This is a genomic window from Streptomyces sp. NPDC012888, assembly GCF_042900645.1.
In the GTDB taxonomy this organism is placed as follows: Bacteria; Actinomycetota; Actinomycetes; order Streptomycetales; family Streptomycetaceae; genus Streptomyces.
In genome coordinates this window covers 146173-162006 of sequence record NZ_JBIBBM010000003.1, presented here as the reverse complement: position 1 = coordinate 162006, position 15834 = coordinate 146173, and the positions used below count along the sequence as shown (strand labels likewise).

Annotated in this window: 14 protein-coding genes and 2 tRNA genes; 9 read left to right on the top strand and 7 right to left on the bottom strand. The window is 73.0% G+C overall.

Features of this window, described 5'->3' with window-relative positions:
• Window positions 1–30 precede the first annotated feature (30 nt).
• The 4 genes from ACFY61_RS05650 to ACFY61_RS05635 all read left to right on the top strand — a co-directional run bounded on the left by ACFY61_RS05650 (window position 31) and on the right by ACFY61_RS05635 (window position 1828).
• A complete protein-coding gene (locus ACFY61_RS05650; protein ID WP_389467361.1) occupies window positions 31–591 on the top strand; it encodes an NADPH-dependent FMN reductase in 561 nt (186 codons plus the stop codon).
• Between the two features lie 113 nt (window positions 592–704).
• Complete coding sequence (locus ACFY61_RS05645) at window positions 705–1046, top strand: hypothetical protein (protein WP_389467358.1); 342 nt, start codon at window positions 705–707, stop codon at window positions 1044–1046.
• A 112-nt stretch (window positions 1047–1158) separates the two neighbouring features.
• Window positions 1159–1764, top strand: coding sequence for a bifunctional DNA primase/polymerase (locus ACFY61_RS05640; protein WP_389467356.1), 606 nt, complete (start codon window positions 1159–1161; stop codon window positions 1762–1764).
• A tRNA-Lys gene (locus tag ACFY61_RS05635) sits at window positions 1755–1828 on the top strand. The genes ACFY61_RS05640 and ACFY61_RS05635 overlap by 10 nt, the downstream gene beginning before the upstream one ends.
• A 70-nt stretch (window positions 1829–1898) precedes the next feature.
• Here the strand turns inward: ACFY61_RS05635 and ACFY61_RS05630 are convergent.
• Window positions 1899–3092: a M6 family metalloprotease domain-containing protein gene (locus ACFY61_RS05630; protein ID WP_389467353.1), complete on the bottom strand. Its 1194-nt coding sequence runs from the start codon at window positions 3090–3092 to the stop codon at window positions 1899–1901.
• A 375-nt stretch (window positions 3093–3467) separates the two neighbouring features.
• On the opposite strand from ACFY61_RS05630, the gene ACFY61_RS05625 reads away from it, so the two are divergent.
• Window positions 3468–5255 carry a putative bifunctional diguanylate cyclase/phosphodiesterase gene (locus ACFY61_RS05625; protein WP_389467350.1) on the top strand — a complete coding sequence of 596 codons (1788 nt, stop codon included), beginning with the start codon at window positions 3468–3470 and terminating at the stop codon, window positions 5253–5255.
• Between the two features lie 111 nt (window positions 5256–5366).
• Here the strand turns inward: ACFY61_RS05625 and ACFY61_RS05620 are convergent, their stop codons facing one another.
• Both ACFY61_RS05620 and ACFY61_RS05615 read right to left on the bottom strand, forming a co-directional pair.
• Entirely contained in the window at window positions 5367–5945 is a 579-nt protein-coding gene (locus ACFY61_RS05620) for an HD family hydrolase (protein WP_389467348.1), read from the bottom strand.
• A 12-nt stretch (window positions 5946–5957) separates the two neighbouring features.
• The gene (locus ACFY61_RS05615) at window positions 5958–7076 is read right to left on the bottom strand and encodes a helix-turn-helix domain-containing protein (RefSeq protein ID WP_389467346.1); all 1119 of its coding nucleotides are present in this window, start codon (window positions 7074–7076) and stop codon (window positions 5958–5960) included.
• 171 nt (window positions 7077–7247) lie between these two features.
• Here ACFY61_RS05615 and ACFY61_RS05610 point away from each other — a divergent pair, with 171 nt between their 5' ends.
• Window positions 7248–7640 (top strand): DUF6415 family natural product biosynthesis protein, encoded by a 393-nt coding sequence (locus ACFY61_RS05610; protein ID WP_389467344.1) that lies wholly within the window; start codon window positions 7248–7250, stop codon window positions 7638–7640.
• 84 nt (window positions 7641–7724) lie between these two features.
• On the opposite strand, the gene ACFY61_RS05605 is transcribed toward ACFY61_RS05610, so the two are convergent.
• Window positions 7725–9416 (bottom strand): glycosyl hydrolase family 18 protein, encoded by a 1692-nt coding sequence (locus tag ACFY61_RS05605; protein ID WP_389467342.1) that lies wholly within the window; start codon window positions 9414–9416, stop codon window positions 7725–7727.
• A gap of 254 nt (window positions 9417–9670) precedes the next feature.
• A complete protein-coding gene (locus ACFY61_RS05600) occupies window positions 9671–10759 on the bottom strand; it encodes an LLM class flavin-dependent oxidoreductase (protein ID WP_389467340.1) in 1089 nt (362 codons plus the stop codon).
• A 229-nt stretch (window positions 10760–10988) separates the two neighbouring features.
• Here ACFY61_RS05600 and ACFY61_RS05595 point away from each other — a divergent pair, with 229 nt between their 5' ends.
• Window positions 10989–11747: an IclR family transcriptional regulator gene (locus tag ACFY61_RS05595; RefSeq protein WP_389467339.1), complete on the top strand. Its 759-nt coding sequence runs from the start codon at window positions 10989–10991 to the stop codon at window positions 11745–11747.
• 75 nt (window positions 11748–11822) lie between these two features.
• Window positions 11823–11896 (top strand) — tRNA-Lys (locus ACFY61_RS05590).
• Between the two features lie 24 nt (window positions 11897–11920).
• On the opposite strand, the gene ACFY61_RS05585 is transcribed toward ACFY61_RS05590, so the two are convergent.
• Window positions 11921–13060: an AI-2E family transporter gene (locus tag ACFY61_RS05585; protein ID WP_389467336.1), complete on the bottom strand. Its 1140-nt coding sequence runs from the start codon at window positions 13058–13060 to the stop codon at window positions 11921–11923.
• Window positions 13061–13191: 131 nt separating this feature from the next.
• On the opposite strand from ACFY61_RS05585, the gene ACFY61_RS05580 reads away from it, so the two are divergent.
• Entirely contained in the window at window positions 13192–14070 is an 879-nt protein-coding gene (locus ACFY61_RS05580) for a DMT family transporter (protein ID WP_389467333.1), read from the top strand.
• A 24-nt stretch (window positions 14071–14094) separates the two neighbouring features.
• On the opposite strand, the gene ACFY61_RS05575 is transcribed toward ACFY61_RS05580, so the two are convergent.
• Window positions 14095–15825 (bottom strand): AMP-binding protein, encoded by a 1731-nt coding sequence (locus tag ACFY61_RS05575; RefSeq protein ID WP_389467331.1) that lies wholly within the window; start codon window positions 15823–15825, stop codon window positions 14095–14097.
• Window positions 15826–15834: the final 9 nt, after the last annotated feature.

Below are 15834 nucleotides of genomic sequence, written 5' to 3'. Positions count from 1 at the left end.
CGACCTCGTCGACGCACCCGAGAGGGCTCCATGCCGCGCCTGCACGTCATCTCCACCAGCACCCGCCCCGTCTCGAACGGCCGCCCGCTCGCCGCCTGGATCGGCGAGGTCGCCGCGCAGCACGGCGGCTTCAGCGTCAACCCGGTGGACCTCGCCGAGATCGCCCTGCCGCTGCTGGACGAGCCGGAGCAGCCGTACGCCCGCCGCTACGCGCACCAGCACACCAAGGACTGGAGCGCGCTGATCGAGGCCTCGGACGCGGTGCTGTTCGTGCTGCCGATGTACAACCACAGCTTCTCGGCGCCGCTGAAGAACGCGATCGACTTCCTCTACCACGAGTGGAAGGACAAGCCGGTCGGCCTGGTCAGCTACAGCGCGGGACCCACCGGCGGCGCCCCGGCCGCCGAGGCGATCAGGGTCGTCCTGGGCCGCCTGGGCACCCGCCTCGCCGCAACCGACGTCGCGGTCCCGGGCATCGCGGACCTGGTGGGCCCCGAGGGCTTCAACGCCCCCGAGGGCCTGGCCGAGCGCATCACCACGGTCCTCGACGAGCTCGCCAAGCTGGCGACGGAGGGTCCCGCCGCGGAGTGACGCCCGCCCGCCCCGGGCCCTCCCGGGGCGGTCTTGCGCTGCGTTGGACAATGGAGGGTGGTCCCGGGAACCCGCTCCGGGGCCCGACGGACGGCGAGCGCAGGAGGACACGCATGGCAGAGCCCGAGCGGACCGAGCGGAGGCTTCGGCCCGCCCCGCTGCTCTTCGAGCCCTCGGAGGCTGCCGCGGACCCGGAGCACTTCTTCGACCTGGAGTCCATCGAGGACCCCCGCGAGCTGCTGGTCCGGGCGACGGAGCTCACGCTGGCGTTCCGCGCCGCGCAGGACCGGGCGATGGAGTTCCAGGCCGTCGCCGCGGCGCAGCTGGCCGATCCGCGCCGCTTCGACCGCCTCTCGCCGGCCGCGATCGCCGCCCAGGCGGAATGGACCGAGGACTACGCGCACCGGATGATCGAGTTCGGTGAGGACCTCCTCCGGGGCACCCGGGAGGCGTAGGCGGACCGCACCGGCGGCATATGCGCGGCGCAAGATACTCCATTCCCGATTCCGACGTGCGGTTTTCGGTAACTCCGTGAAATCGGTCACGTACGGGGGGTAGACCTGGGGCATGACGACGCTCACCCCGGACACCGACTCCCCCGTCCTCGACCGGACGCGGGGCGCCTCCGCCGCCCACGTCACCCCCGAGGGGGCCGCCTGGCTGGTCTCCGCCTCCGCCCACCCGCAGAGCACCCTCGCGGTGTGGCGGGCCCGGCCGGGCTCGCCCGCCGTGCTGCCCTGCGGGACCGCGTTCGACGTCGTCAACGTGCCGGTGGTGTTCGGCCGCCGGGTGCTCGACCTGCTGTGGCACGAGGGGCCCGGCTCCGGCCCGGTGGCCGTGCACCGGGGGCGGATGCTGCTGTTCGCCGCCCCGGGCACCGCCCACCGGCTGCCCTCGCTGCTGCACTGGGAGGAGTGGGCGGACGCCGTGCCGGCCCCGCTGTGCCACGGGCCGGGGGACGCGGTGACCGTGCCCGCGCTGGAGCCGGCGCCCGGGCCGTCCCGCTGGCTGGTGGCCCCGGACAGCCGGTCCCCGTGGCTGCCCGGGCCCGACGCGCTGCTGTGGGCCTGCGTACGGGCCGCCCGGGCCGCCGCCTCCGCCGACCTGCGGCTATCGATTTTTCCTTCGGCGGATCCGGGTGCTAATGTCTACGACGTCAGCAGGCGCCGCTAGCTCAGTTGGTTAGAGCAGCTGACTCTTAATCAGCGGGTCCGGGGTTCGAGTCCCTGGCGGCGCACCGACGGAGCGAGGCCCCCACTCATCGAGTGGGGGCCTCGCTCGTGTCGCCACACTTCCCGCCACCCCGCTCAGGTGGTGATCTTGACGGTGTAGGCGCCGGACGGTGTGCGGTCCGCCACTTCGACCGTGATCCGCTCCCCGGGGACGGTGAAGGTCTCCCCCACCTCCAGCGGCGCGTCCGCCAGCGGCGGGTACACCGACCGGTCCCAGCACGCCTCGGTGTCGGGGTGGGCGTCCAGCACCTCGATCGGGCCGCCGCCCGAGGCCGCCTCGTTGCGGACCCGGTAGACCAGCACCCCCTCGGTGCAGGTGTCCCCGTCGTTGCCGGCCGAGCCGCGCGCCTCGACCGCGATCGCGCTGCCCGGGCCGGTACGGACCACGGCCAGGCGGGTGCCGCCGGTACCGCCGTGCGGGACGGCCTCGGCGAGCGGCTGGAGGGTGTGCAGGGAGGAGCCGCTCCGGACGCAGTCGACCTGGTCGTGGTTCAGCCAGCCGAGCTTCCACTTGTGCCAGGCGAACAGGTCGGGGGCCATGCCGAACTGGCTGCCCATGACGTCCCAGTCGCCGACGTAGGTGTCCCAGTCGCCCTTGCCGTCGGTGGGCCGGTGGTAGAGGTCGGGCAGGTCGAAGACGTGGCCGGTCTCGTGGGCGAGGACGTTGCGGTCCGGCGGGTGCTGCTCGAACACGGTGACGATCCGCCGCAGCTGGGCCCCGTCGGCGTGGATCGGGCGGTCGAAGTTGACCACCTTGGTGGCGTCGGAGTCCACGCCGGGCGCGTCGGGGTCGGCGACGAAGTACACGATGTCGTAGCGGGAGAAGTCCACCGCCCGGTCGGCCGTGGTCACCGCGTCCCGCAGGTAGGCGGCGCGGTCGTCCGGGGCCCAGTCACGCTGTATCCCGTACGCGGTGGACGGCTTGGGCATCCGGAGCCACTGCCGCTGCGGGTGCGGGACCAGCTGGAACTTGCCGTACGAGGCGCGGGCGAAGAAGTCGCTGGTGGCCGGGAAGTAGTCGCCCGTCAGCTCCTCGGGGGTGTTCCGCGGCGTGGCGTCCGGGAAGGACAGGAAGATCATGACCGCGTCCAGGCGGCGCTCCGGCCTGGGGTAGGCCCGGTTCCAGGTGTCCAGGCCCAGCGAGTGGTGTGCGGCCGTACGGGCGAGGGCGCAGGGACCCGCCCCGGTGTCGGCGGCCGCGGGTCCCGCGACGAGAGACATGGCGGCCATGGCCGTCAGAGAGGTGAGGGCCGCCGCGGCGCTGCGCATACGACGGTCCACTCCCCCGGGTGTCTGCTGTCGCGGCACATCGACCTCCGGGTGGGGGGACTCGATCCTTCCCATCCACCTTGCGGCGATTGTCCTACTTATGTCCTGTTCCGGTGCCCCACATGAGTGAGCGACAGCCACGCGGCGTGTCGCACAAGCCCGAACGAAAGATTACGAAGCGTCACGACCGATCACGGGGGTGCCGCTTGCGTTCAGAGCTGCGCAGAAACGATCGACCGCCAGGGAGCGCGCCGGCCGTCAGCACGCTGAAGCGCCCCGCCCGGGATGGCGACGCCGCTGGATAGGCCCTCCCGCCAGCCTCTATGATCGGCACACTTTCCTGCGCGGACCTCACGAGCACTGCGGGAGCGAACGGTGGGCGGAACCTCGGAAGGAACCGGTTCGGCGGCCGACAGCATCCGACCGACGACTACGGAGCGTGAACTGCGCGATTACCGGGCCGCATTCAACGCGGCTCACCTCGCGATGGCGGTCGTCGACCGCGACGGCCTGGTCGTGGCCGCCAACGACGCCCTGGCCGGGCTGCTCGGCGCCGAGCCGGACTCCCTCGTCGAGCGGGCGGCGGCCGACCTGGTGGACCTGGCCGCCGAGGCGCGGACCTGGCAGGCGTACCGGGAGGTGCTGCGCGGCCGGCAGGCCCGGCTGCGCTGCACCCGCCGGCTCAAACACCCCGACGGCCACACCCTGTGGACCGAGGTCACCCTCGGCCCGGTGCCCGGCACCCGCGACGTCCTGCTGTCGGTCGCCGACATCAGCGACCGCCGCGACCTCCAGGCCCGGCTGCGGCACCTCCAGATGCACGACCCGGTCACCCGGCTCCCCAACCGGGCCCTGTTCTTCGAACGGCTCTCCGCCGCGCTGGAGTCCTCGTCCTACGCGCACGGCGGCACCGGCCGGATCGGCCTGTGCTACCTGGACCTCGACGGGTTCAAGGCGGTCAACGACACGCTGGGGCACCGGGTCGGCGACCGGCTGCTCACCGCCGTGGCGGGGCGGCTCACCCAGTGCGCCGACCAGTCCGGGTACGGGCGGACCGGGGGGCACCTGGTGGCCCGGCTCGGCGGCGACGAGTTCGCCCTGCTGGTCGAGGACTCCACCGGCACGGAGGAGCTCGTGGACCTGGCCCGGTCCGTACTGGCCGCCGTGCAGGAGCCGTTCGACCTGGCCGGGCAGCGCCTGTCGGTCTCCGCCTCCATCGGCGTGGTGGAGCGGCCCACCGCCGGGACCACGGCGACCTGCCTGATGCAGGCCGCCGACACCACGCTGTACTGGGCGAAGGCGGACGGCAAGGCCCGCTGGACGGTCTTCGACCCCGAGCGCAACGCGCACCGGATGACCCGCCAGGCCCTGTCCTCGACCCTCCGGCCGGCGGTCGAGCGGGGCGAGTTCGAGCTGGAGTACCAGCCGCTGGTCGATCTGGAGAGCGGTACGGTGCGCGGGGTCGAGGCGCTGGTGCGGTGGAGCCACCCCCAGTTCGGCACGCTGGCGCCGAATCGGTTCATCGGAATTGCGGAAGAGGACGGCTCCATCGTCCAGTTGGGGCAGTGGGTCCTGCGGACCGCCTGCCGGCAGGCCCGGCGGTGGCAGATCGAACACCCCAGTGACTCGCCGGTGTTCGTCTCCGTGAACGTGGCGGTCCGCCAGGTCTGGGACTCCGACCTGGTCGGGGACGTGGCCGAGATCCTCGCGGAGACCGGACTGGCCCCCCAGCTGCTCCAGCTGGAGCTGACGGAGTCCGCGGTCATGGGCTCGGCGGGCCGCCCGCTCCAGGCCCTCCAGGCGCTCAGCGACATGGGCGTGCGGATCGCCATCGACGACTTCGGGACCGGCTACTCCAACCTGGCCTACCTGAGCCGGCTCCCGGTGTCGGTGCTCAAGCTGGACGGCTCCTTCGTGCGCGGCTTCCGCTACGAGGAGGGCACCCACCCCAACCCGGCCGACGAGACCATCGTCGAGGCCCTGGTGCAGCTCGCGCACCGGCTGGGCCTCACGGTCACCGCGGAATGCGTGGAGACCGCCGGCCAGGCGGCCCGCCTCCGCCGCGTCGGCTGCGACACCGGCCAGGGCTGGCTGTACTCCCGCGCGGTCGCCCCGGACCGCATCGCCGAGATGATCACCACCCGCCCCGACCCGACGCCCTGACCCCGCCCCGGGCCCGCCCCGCCGGACCTCGGCCCGGGCCCGGGCCTGGGCCCCCGCGCCGGCCGGGCGGCCGCCCTCCCGCCCGCCCGGGGGGCTCCGCCGCTGGCGGCCTCAGCCCTTCTCGCCTATGGCGGCCCTCAGCCAGTCGAGCGTGCCCTGGCCGAGCAGTTCGTCCGCCAGCCGACGACCCGTCTCCGTCGTGAGGCGGGCCCGGCTGTTGTCGATCCACCGCTGCGCGGCCTCGTACCCCTGGGCCCTGTACTCGATGCCCTGCAGCATGCATTCCAGCTTGTCGGCGTCACGCGCACAGACCGCCTCCCGCGAGTCCTGCGCCTCGTACTCGGCGACCAGGTCCCGGATCGCCGACGCCAGCACCTCGGGCATGCCGGACGTCTGGTCGGCCGTGACTGCCTGTGGGTCGGCGGCGGCCGCGTATTTCTTACCCAGGTGGTTGACGTCCCCGGTGCGGGTCTCCTGGGTGTCGTGCCAGACGGCGAGGAACGCGGCGCGCGCCGGGTCCGCACCCTCCAGCTTGGCGATGACGGAAGCGATGAGCGAGGTCCGCCAGGAGTGCTCGGCCACGCTCTCGGGGTCGTTGACGCCCGCCATCCACCAGCCCGTGCGGCGGGTGTGCTTGAGCGTGCCCGCCTCGTAGAGGAATCGGGCCACCGCGGACAGGTCGTCAGCCACTGGTTCTCCTTCCTATGCCTCGGCGAGGCGGATCGCGTAACGGATGGCCTCCAGCTCTCTGCGTGTACGCGTCGAGAGCGTGGTGTCATCCAACAACACGTCCACCTGGTCACGCAGCGCGCCCACGGTGGTGGATTTCTGGCCGAGCAAGCCGGGACGTGCGGCGAGGAGCGCCCAGAGCGTGTGCACGTTGAGGTCGAAAAACCCATGCCGGGGCCTGAGCCCGCCCAGCAGGTGACGCAGCAGCAGGTGACCGTGCCAGGTCCGCTCGTCAGTGCCGGCGATGAAGTCGTCGGACAACTCAGGATGCGCAGATTCCCCGGTCCAATAGGCCCAGTAGCTGAGGTTGGCCATCTCGCCCGCCTCGTCACCGTCCAGGGCGGTCGAGATGAACCACCGCATTCGGTCCCGGTCACCCTGGCGCGCGGCGACGGCCGCGACGGAGCGCGACGACAACCACCGCGTCAGCCAGTCGGATGGCCGCTCAGCTCGATGCCGTTCCGCAAGCCAGTCCGTGGTGTCCGACGCGTCATCGTATCCGGCGAGGTACAGGGCCTGTCGGCGCGACAGGAACTGGTCGGCAGAGGATTCCTCGGCAATCCGGCGCATGTGGGCGAAGAACCGGCGGCGCTCCTCCCGAGTGAGCTCGGGACGACTCGCCGTGGGACCGCGACGTGGCCTCGTCGGGGGCTGGAGACCACGCAGGGGTTCTGGTGTCACCCCGTTCAGCGGCCACGCGAGCAACTCGACGAGATCGCGCTGCATGACCCACGCCCCGAGCGGACTGCGCTCGGGCGTTGCCGCTTCGTCTACCAGGGCGCTGGCGAGGAGCACGTCGGCTTCCAGGGCCCGCACGAGTGCGAGCAACAAGGCGGGGCTGGCGCCCAGGCGCATAAGCCGGTGCCGGTGCGCGAGCAAGTGCCCCGTGGGGAGTGCGGTCAGGGGCCGACGGCCTGATTCCCAGCCGGCCACGGTGTCCGTGGAAACCGTGAACGCCTCCGCCAGGGTCTGCTGGGTATGGCCGAGCTGCTCACGGATGATCCGGAACACGTGCCCCGAGACCGTCCCGCCGCGGTCGCTTCGTCGGCCTCCCTGACCAGTGGTCGGGGTCGAGGTGGCTGTGTGGCCCATCAGGCTCCCTCTGCCGTGGTGCTCGCGCAAGTAACCCGTACTGGCGGTCACTTCGAGCCGGTCGGCGCCCTGCCTACGCTCATATCCGTGGTCGCCAGGCTGCTCAGAGTAGCGGCCGCTGACAGCGGCCGCCCATGATTCCCACCCCGTGACAACGTGAGGGAGCGCGCCATGCACGCGGACGACGATCGACACGACAGGCCGGCCATCGAGGAACTCGTCGCCTCCGTGGACGTGACCGCCGTACTGACGGCCATCGCCGACGCCGTCGACGAGGCGGTCGAGCGGGACATCGACGCCGCGTTGGCCATGCAGCACGTGCCGCCGCCGTTCGAGCTCGCGGAGATGACCACCCGGCTGATCACCGCGTGCGCGGTGCTGGCGCCGCAGGTCGAGCGGATCCCGCACGGGCCGCACCGCCGGGCCGGCGAGGCGAACGCCGACGCGTGGCGGGTGCTCGCCGACGACGGGCCGGGGGAGGGTCCGCTCGGGAACTGGAGCTACGCCCGGCAGCTGGCCGTCACGGCTCGCGGGATGTTGCGGGCCGTTCAGGCGGCCCGGTGAGCCGGCCCGGGGGGAGGGAGAACACCGCCGCCCCCGGCCCGGTCGGGGCGGGGGCGGCGGGTCGCTCGGCGCGAGGTGGGGGGATCAGCAGGCGCCGAGGTCCTTCCAGACGCCCCACTCACCGGTCGTGCCCGGCTCCTCGTTCTGGGTCCACCACTGGGCCTTGTACTTGCGGCCCTTGTGGGAGACCTCGCTGCCGCCGGTGTAGACGGTGCCCGCGGCGTAGGCCGGGAGCGAGCCGCAGCCGGTGGTCGGCGGGGTCGTGGGCGGAGTCGTGGGCGGGGTGGTCGGCGGGGTCGTCGGGGGCGTGGTCGGCGGGACGGTGGTGCCGCCGAGGGCGTCGTTGATCTGGTTCAGCAGCGTGGTGTTGGCGTCCAGGCCGAGCAGGGAGTACATCATCGCGCCGGCCAGGCCGCGCTGCTTGCCGTAGTCGACCCGGGCCTGGATGGACTTCTGGTTCAGGCCGGTGAAGAACTCGCCGTCCTTGTAGAAGTACGAGGACTTCGACCGGTCGTCCCAGAAGGTGGTCGCCGGGTTGTCGACGATGCCGCCGAGCTCCTTGTAGTGGGCGATGCCGGCCTGCTGGCTGTACTGGCGCGGGGACGAGCCGCCGGTGGCGGTCTGCGCGAGGCCGTTGGTGGTGCCCGCCGGGACGCCCTTCCAGCCGCGGTAGTAGAACTCGTAGCCCAGGGTCAGCTTGTTCGCCGGGAAGCCGCCGGCGATGCCGTAGGCCGGGTTGCCGTCGATCCAGGAGTCGATGGCGTTGTCGATCGAGTACTTCTCGGTGCCCGGCGCGATCGGGTCGGTCGGGTCGGCCGCCGAGGGCAGCAGCGGGGACTGGTGGTACGTGGGCCCGTCGCCGTCCCAGGCGCCGTGCATGTCGTACGTCATGATGTTGGCGTAGTCCAAGTACTGGCCGATCTTGTCGGTCTCGATGTACTTGATCTTGTCCTGGCCGGCCGGCAGGGCGGCGGTCAGCAGGTACTTCTTGCCGCCGTTGGCCGCGCCCTCGGCGTCGAGCTGCTTGCGGAACTCGGCCAGCAGCAGGGTGAAGTTCTGCTTGTCCTCGGGCCCGTAGTGGTTGCCCAGGTGGCCGCCGGACGAGCCCGGGTACTCCCAGTCGATGTCGATGCCGTCGAAGATGCCGGCCGCGGTGCCGGGACCGCCGAAGCCGCCCTCCACCGGGAGGTCGCCCTTGATGTACTGCTTGATGCAGGAGGCGACGAACTTCTTGCGGGAGGCGTCGGTCTTGGCCGCGTCGTGGAAGTACTTGGAGTAGGTCCAGCCGCCCAGCGAGATGTTGATCTTCAGGTGCGGGTACTTCGCCTTCAGTTCCTTGAACTGGTTGAAGACGCCCACGATCGGCTGGTCCCACTTGTCGGCGACGCCGTCCACGCTGTCGGCCGCGCTGAAGGACTTCTGGTAGTCGGCGTAGCTGTCGCCCGCGCCGTCGCCGGCGTTGGGGTTGTTGTCGTCGCCGGCCGCCTTGTTGGCCTCGAAACAGGTGAGTTCGGTGGGGTGGATGTTGCCGAACGAGTAGTTGATGACGTCCAGCTTGCTCGCTATGCCCCGGGTGTCGAGGTGCTTGGGGTAGAACGCGTTGCCGTAGACGCTCCACTGGTCGTAGTACGCGATGCGCACGTTGCCCGCGGCGGCGGTCCCGGCGGCGGTCGTGTCCGCGGCCTGCGCGGTGCCGAGGCCGGCGAAGGTGGCCAGCGCTCCGGCGGCGAGCGCGGCCGTGGCGGTGGCCGCGATGAGGGGTTTACGGATGTGCATGAACAGCCTCCGGAGGTGGGGAGGGAGGAGGTGACAGCCCGGGTGGAGCAAGTGATAGCGATCACGGCGAGGCGGCGTCAATGGTTTGAGCCAAAGAAGGACTAGACCACTCAGCCGACACTTTCCCAAGTCAGAGGCCTGAAGGCGCATCAAAAACCGCCCGCCACCCCCGGTGACGAGCGGTTTAAGACTCCCTTCAGGAAGCCCCGCGCAAGGTTTTGGCAACGAACCAGCCAAACTCCGTTCACAGGCCCTCAGCCAGTCGGAGCGTCCGCCTCCGGCATCCCGTACGCATCTGCTACGAGCTCGTACGACCTCAGCCGGGCCGCACCGCCGTGCGCGTTGGCGGTGAGCATGAGCTCGTCGGCACCGGTCCGCGCCACCAGCGCGTCCAGCCCGGCCCGCACCTCGTCGGCGGTCCCGTGCACCACGTCGGCGAGCCGGCCCTCCACGAACTCCCGCTCCGCCGGGGAGTACGGGTACGCCGCCGCCTCCTCGGGCGTGGGCACCAGCCCCGGCCGCCCGGTGCGCAGCCGCAGCATCGCGAGGGCGCCGGTGAGCACCTGGGCGCGGGCCTCGGCCGGGTCGCCGGCGGCCAGCGCGGCGACGCCGAGCAGGACGTACGGGGCGTCGAGCACCGCCGAGGGGCGGAAGCTCTCCCGGTACAGCCGGAGCGCGGGCAGGGTTCCGGCGGGCGAGAAGTGGTGGGCGTACGCGAAGGGCAGCCCGAGCTCGCCGGCGAGCCGCGCGCTGTACCCGGAGGAGCCGAGCAGCCACACCGGCGGCCGTCCGGTGGGGCCCTGCACCGGGCCCGGTACGGCGTGCACCCCGGCGTAGGGGTGGCCGTCGGGGAAGTCGTCGTCGAGGAAGCGGGTGAGCTCGGCCAGCCGGCGGGGGAACTCGGCGGCCTCGGCGTCCGGGCGGGAGGTGCCGCGCATGGCGGCGGCGGTGCGGCCGTCGGTGCCGGGCGCCCGGCCGAGGCCGAGGTCGATCCGGCCCGGGGCGAGGGCCTCCAGGGTGCCGAACTGCTCGGCGACGGCCAGCGGGGCGTGGTTGGGCAGCATCACCCCGCCGGAGCCGAGGCGGATCCGGGAGGTGTGCGCGGCCAGGTGGGCGAGGATCACGGCCGGGGAGGAGCTGGCCACACCGGGCATGGAGTGGTGCTCGGCGACCCAGTGGCGGTGGTAGCCGCGGGACTCGGCGAGCCGGGCCAGGGCGGCGCTGGTGCGCAGGGACTCGCGGGCGGTCCCGCCGGTGCCCACGGTGACCAGGTCCAGCACCGACAGCGGCACCGGCGCGGTTCCGTGCGCCCTTCCCCGTATCGCGTCCCGTGTGTCGTCCATCGTCGCTCCCGTCGCCGCCGCCGTAGTTCCGAACAGTTTCGAACAGGGGGTGCCGGCCGGGCATTCCCGGCACAGTGGGACACCGGACTTGACCTTGGCATATGCCAGTGAGATAGATCCCGGTCGAGGGGCATGATTGAGCCATCAATCTCCTCAACGGGCGCTCCACGTGGGCCTCTTGGTGGCTATCGTGGTAGGGCAAGCGGTAACAACCTGCTAGGGGGAAACCGTGGCGCTGAAGCCCGAGCCGACCGCGCCGTTCCACTCGGTGCAGTACGCCCTTCGCGTGCTGGAAACGATCGGACGGCACCCCGGTGGCGTGACCGACGTGCAGATCGCCCGCGAGACGGGGCTGCCGGTCGTCCACCTCACCCCGATGCTCCTCATGCTGCGCCGTGAGGGGTACGTCCTGCAGGTCTCCGACGGCGCGTACACCATAGGCGACTCGCTGGTGCTCCTCGGCTCCGGCACCGACCGCCAGCAGGCGCTGCACGACAAGCTCCAGGAGACCCTCGACCGGCTGCGCGACTCGGTCGGCGCCGCCGTCTACATCAGCCGGTACGTGGACGGCGAGGTCAAGATCACCCAGTTCGCGGACAGCCCGCGCACGCCGAAGGTGCACGAGTGGGTCGACTTCCGCTCGGCGGCGCACGCCAGCGCGGTGGGCAAGTGCCTGCTGACCCAGCTCGACGTGAACGGACGCCGCGACCACCTGTCCCGCCACAAGATCGCCCGGCTCACCTCGAAGACGATCACGAACGAGCGGGTGCTGTTCTCGAAGCTGGACAGCCAGCCCGCCACGGTGCCCGTGCTCGACCTCCAGGAGTACGCCGTGGGCACGGTCTGCGCGGCGGTCCCGATCACCGCCGGGGCCGCGGTGGGCTGCCTGGCGCTCTCGATGCCGGTGGAGCACGCCCACCGGCTGCGCGCGGCCGCCGACGCGCTGAACCGGAAGGCCGCGCCGCTGCTGCTCTCGCTGACCCTCTGAACCGTCCCCGGACGGCGTCCGCGGGGGTGGTCACGAGCACCCCGGAGGAGCAGGTAGTATTTTCTCTGTCAGCAGGCGCCGCTAGCTCAGTTGGTTAGAGCAGCTGACTCTTAATCAGCGGGTCCGGGGTTCGAGTCCCTGGCGGCGCACCTGATCTTCGGGCGGTTTCCGGTTCACCGGGAACCGCCCGAAGTGTTTTCCGGCCCCGTGTTCCCGACGGTCCCGGTGCTCCCGCTGGCCCCGGTGCTCCCGCCCGTCATGCCGTTCCCGCTGGTCAGGGCCGTCCGCACGGACCACAGCACCGAGACCAGCGGTACGGCCACCACCGCGCCGATCACCCCGGCGGCGGTCGCCCCCGCCAGCACGGACACCGCCACCACCAGCGGGTGCAGCCGGACCGCCCAGCTCATCACCAGCGGGTGCAGCAGGTGCCCCTCGATCTGCCCGATGACCACGATCAGTGCCACCACGATGCCGGCGACCAGCGGCCCCTTCGCCGCCAGCGCGACCACCGCGGCCACGGCCAGTGCCACCGGCGACCCGACGAGCGGCACGAACGCGGCGAAGAACTCCAGCAACGCCAGCGGCACGGCCAGGGGGACGCCGAGGAGGTAGAGGGCGATCCCCACCAGGACCGCGTTCGTGGCGGCGACCAGCACGATGCCGTGCGTGTACCCGGTGAAGGTGCGCCAGGCCGCCAGGCCCGCGGGCTCCCAGCGGGCCCGGGCCGGCTCCGGCAGCTGCCCGCAGAACCAGGCCCACTGGCGGTGCCCGGAGTGGATGAAGAACACCGCGGAGAACAGCGCCAGGGCCAGCACGGCGAGGACGTGCACCACGTGCCCGGCACCGCTGACGGCCGTGCTGAGCAGGGTGGACCGGTGGCTGGAGAGGAACTGGCCGATCCGGCCCTGGACGCCGGACAGCGCCTCCCGGTCCAGGTGGAACGGCGGCCGCTCCAGCCAGGCCTCGATCCGGTCGATGCCGTCCCGGAACTCCTGGGCGAGCGTCGTGGTCTGGCCGGCGACCGCCTCGGCGACCAGGGCGAGCACACCGAGCACCAGCGCGATCGCGCCGAGCAGGGTGGCGGCCACCGCCAGGCCGCGGGGCAGCCCACCCCGTACGACCAGGTCGGCGACCGGCCGCAGCAGGGCGGTGGCGACCAGGCCGAGGAACAGGCCGACGCCGATCTCGTGGAACCTGCCGAGCACGGCGAACGCCGCGTAGACGGCGGCGCCGACGACGAGCAGCCTCCAGGCGTGGGCCGCGGCCGAACGCAGCAGCGGGGAGACGGGGGCGGGCGGGCCTGGTCGCATGCCGTACCCCGTACCACCACAGGGCCGCCGGGCCACGGCCCGGGCCGGGGATTCCTCCGACCGGGGGCCGGTCCGGCGGGCCGGGTGCCGCGGGAGGTGCACGGGGTCCGCGGCCCGGTGAGGATCGGCTCATGGACGCGCTCCACTGGATCCTGCCGGTCCTCGCCGCGGTGTTCGCGGCGGCCGCCAACGCGCTGGCCACGGTGCTCCAGCGGCGCGCGGCGCTGAGCGTGCCGCAGAGCCAGGGCTTCCGGCCCGGCCTGCTGCTGGACCTGGTCCGGCATCCGGTGTGGCTGCTCGGCATCCTCGCGGTGATCGCGGCCGGGGTGGGGCAGGCCGTGGCCCTGGCGACCGGGCCGCTGGCGCTCGTCCAGCCCCTGTTCGTACTGGAGCTGCCGCTGGCGCTGCTGATCGCCTCGCTGTTCGCGCGGCGGGCGATGCCGGGGGCGCAGTGGTGGGCGGTGGCGGGCGTGGTGGCCGGGCTGGGGCTGACGCTGGTGGCCTTGTCGCCCGCCGGGAACCGGACCGACGTGCCGGCGGACCGGTGGGTTCCGGCGCTGCTGGGGTCCGTCGTGGCGGTGGTGGCGCTGACCGCGGCGGGGTTGCGCCGTCCGCCCGGGCGGACGCGGGCGTGCTGCCTGGGCCTGGCCACCGCCATCTGCTACTCGCTGTCGGCGGCGCTGATGAAGTCGGCGGTGCACGAGCTGGACCTGCACGGGCCGCGGGCGTTCCTGACCAGCTGGGAGACGTACGGGCTGGTGGTGACGGGCCTGGCCGCGCTGATGCTGCTGGAGCACGCCCTCCAGGGCGGCCCGCTGGTCGCCTCGCAGCCCGCGCTGACCCTGGGGGACGCGACGGTGAGCCTGGTGCTGGGCGTGCTGCTGTACGAGGAGGACGTACGGGCGCACGGGTGGTGGCTGGTGCCGGAGCTGCTGGGGGCGGTGCTGATCGCGGTGGGCGTGCTCTCGCTGGCGCGGGCCGAGTCACCGGAGGAGGCGGTCGGCGCGTAGCGGGCGGTCTCCCCGCGCCTCGCCCTACCGCGCACCGGGCCCGGCGGCGGGGGCGAGGAGGTGCTCGCGGCCGTGGCTGCGGTACGCCTCGGCCAGCGCGGCGAGGGCCGGCCCGTCCAGCGGGACGTACCGGTCCGTGCCCGGGGGGCGGTGCCAGACCGGGTCGGGGGCGCAGCGGAACCCGGTCCGCCTGAGGGCGACCCGGTGGACCTTGTTGGTCGCGGTGACCGGCATCGACGCGACCACCCGGACGTAGCGGGGGGCCATCTTCGTGCCCAGGTCGGGCTGGGCGGCGAGGAACGCGGCGAACGCGTCCGGGTCGAAGTCCCGGTCGTCGCGGAGGGCCAGCGCCGCCATCACCTGGTCCCCGGCGGCCTCGTCGGGCACCGCGTACACGGCGACGGCGACGGCGTCGGCCCAGCGGGCGAGGATGTTCTCGATCATCGCCGCGGCCAGGTTCTCGCTGTCCACCCTCAGGCGGTCGTCGGTGCGGCCGGCGAACCAGAGGTGGCCGTCGCCGTCGCGGAAGAACAGGTCGCCGGTCCAGTACCAGCCGCCCCGCCGGCGTTCCGCCTCCGCCTCCGGGTTGCGCCAGTAGCCCTCGAACAGGCTGCGGCCCCGGTTGACGAGTTCGCCGATGGCCTCGTCGCCGTTCAGCAGGCGGCCCCGCGCGTCGAGACGGGCCGGCGGGCATTCCCGGCCGGTGGCGGGGTCGACGACGGCGAGGTCCTCGCCGGGCGCGGCCCGGCCCAGGGCGCCCGGCGGGGTGTCCGGTCCGCGCTGGAGGGAGGCACCGCCCTCGGTGGCGCCGTAGCCCTCGACCAGCCGGACCCCGAACCGGTCCGCGAACCGGGCGGCGTCCACGGCTCCGGCCTCCGTGCCGAAGCCGAGCCGGAGCGGGTTGTCGCGGTCATCCGGGCGGGGCGGGGTGGCGAGGAGGTACTGGACGGCCCGGCCGACGTAGGTGAAGTAGGTCGCGCCGTAGGCCCGTACGTCGTCCAGGAAGGCGGAGGCGGAGAACCGGCGGCGGAGCGCCACCGGGGCGCCGGCGGCCATGGCGGGCAGCCAGTCGGCGATCACCGCGTTGCCGTGGAACATCGGCATGCAGATGTAGTGGACGTCCTCGGGGGTGAGGGAGAACTGCCGGGCGAGGGACGCACCGGCGGCGGCCAGGCGGCCCTGGGTGCAGACGGCGGCCTTGGGGGCGCCGGTCGAGCCGGAGGTGAAGTAGAGCAGCAGCCGGTCCGCGGGGGCGGGGGCGCGTCCGCGCAACGTGGCGTCGCCGGGGGCCGCGCCGGCGTAGGCGGCGAGGAGGGCGGCGTACTCCTCGCCGTCGGTCACCAGGATCCGTACGCCGGGCAGGTCGAGGCCGGTGAGCAGCGGCAGGTGGGCGCGCTCGGTCACCAGCAGCGCGCAGTCGGTGTGGAGGACGTCGCGGGCGAGTTCGGGGCCGCGCCGGGTGGGGTTGATCCCGGCGACGGCGGCCCCGGAGAGGGCCGCCGCGGCCAGCCAGAGCGGGAACTCGGGGGTGTTGTCGAGCAGCACGCCGATGTGGGGTTCGGCGTGCCGCGGCAGCAGGTCGGCGAGGAGGGCGGCGCGCGCCGACGCCTCCTGGGCCGCCCGGTGCCGGCTGAGGACGGTGGTGCCGTACTTCAGGCCGGGCCGGTGGTCGCCCCATTGGCGCACGACGAGCTCCGCGACGGTGGCGGGTGTGGCCGTGGTTCCCGGGTTCCCCGCCGTACCCATGGTCCGCATGCGCGGACC

Excerpts from the sequence above, each read along its gene's own strand:
- ACFY61_RS05650 (WP_389467361.1), top strand. The coding sequence starts at position 31 with ATGCCGCGCCTGCACGTCATCTCCACCAGCACCCGCCCCGTCTCGAAC.
- ACFY61_RS05645 (WP_389467358.1), top strand. The coding sequence starts at position 705 with ATGGCAGAGCCCGAGCGGACCGAGCGGAGGCTTCGGCCCGCCCCGCTG.
- ACFY61_RS05640 (WP_389467356.1), top strand. The coding sequence starts at position 1,159 with ATGACGACGCTCACCCCGGACACCGACTCCCCCGTCCTCGACCGGACG.
- ACFY61_RS05630 (WP_389467353.1), bottom strand. The coding sequence starts at position 3,092 with ATGCGCAGCGCCGCGGCGGCCCTCACCTCTCTGACGGCCATGGCCGCC.
- ACFY61_RS05615 (WP_389467346.1), bottom strand. The coding sequence starts at position 7,076 with ATGGGCCACACAGCCACCTCGACCCCGACCACTGGTCAGGGAGGCCGA.
- ACFY61_RS05610 (WP_389467344.1), top strand. The coding sequence starts at position 7,248 with ATGCACGCGGACGACGATCGACACGACAGGCCGGCCATCGAGGAACTC.
- ACFY61_RS05605 (WP_389467342.1), bottom strand. The coding sequence starts at position 9,416 with ATGCACATCCGTAAACCCCTCATCGCGGCCACCGCCACGGCCGCGCTC.
- ACFY61_RS05600 (WP_389467340.1), bottom strand. The coding sequence starts at position 10,759 with ATGGACGACACACGGGACGCGATACGGGGAAGGGCGCACGGAACCGCG.
- ACFY61_RS05585 (WP_389467336.1), bottom strand. The coding sequence starts at position 13,060 with ATGCGACCAGGCCCGCCCGCCCCCGTCTCCCCGCTGCTGCGTTCGGCC.
- ACFY61_RS05580 (WP_389467333.1), top strand. The coding sequence starts at position 13,192 with ATGGACGCGCTCCACTGGATCCTGCCGGTCCTCGCCGCGGTGTTCGCG.
- ACFY61_RS05575 (WP_389467331.1), bottom strand. The coding sequence starts at position 15,825 with ATGCGGACCATGGGTACGGCGGGGAACCCGGGAACCACGGCCACACCC.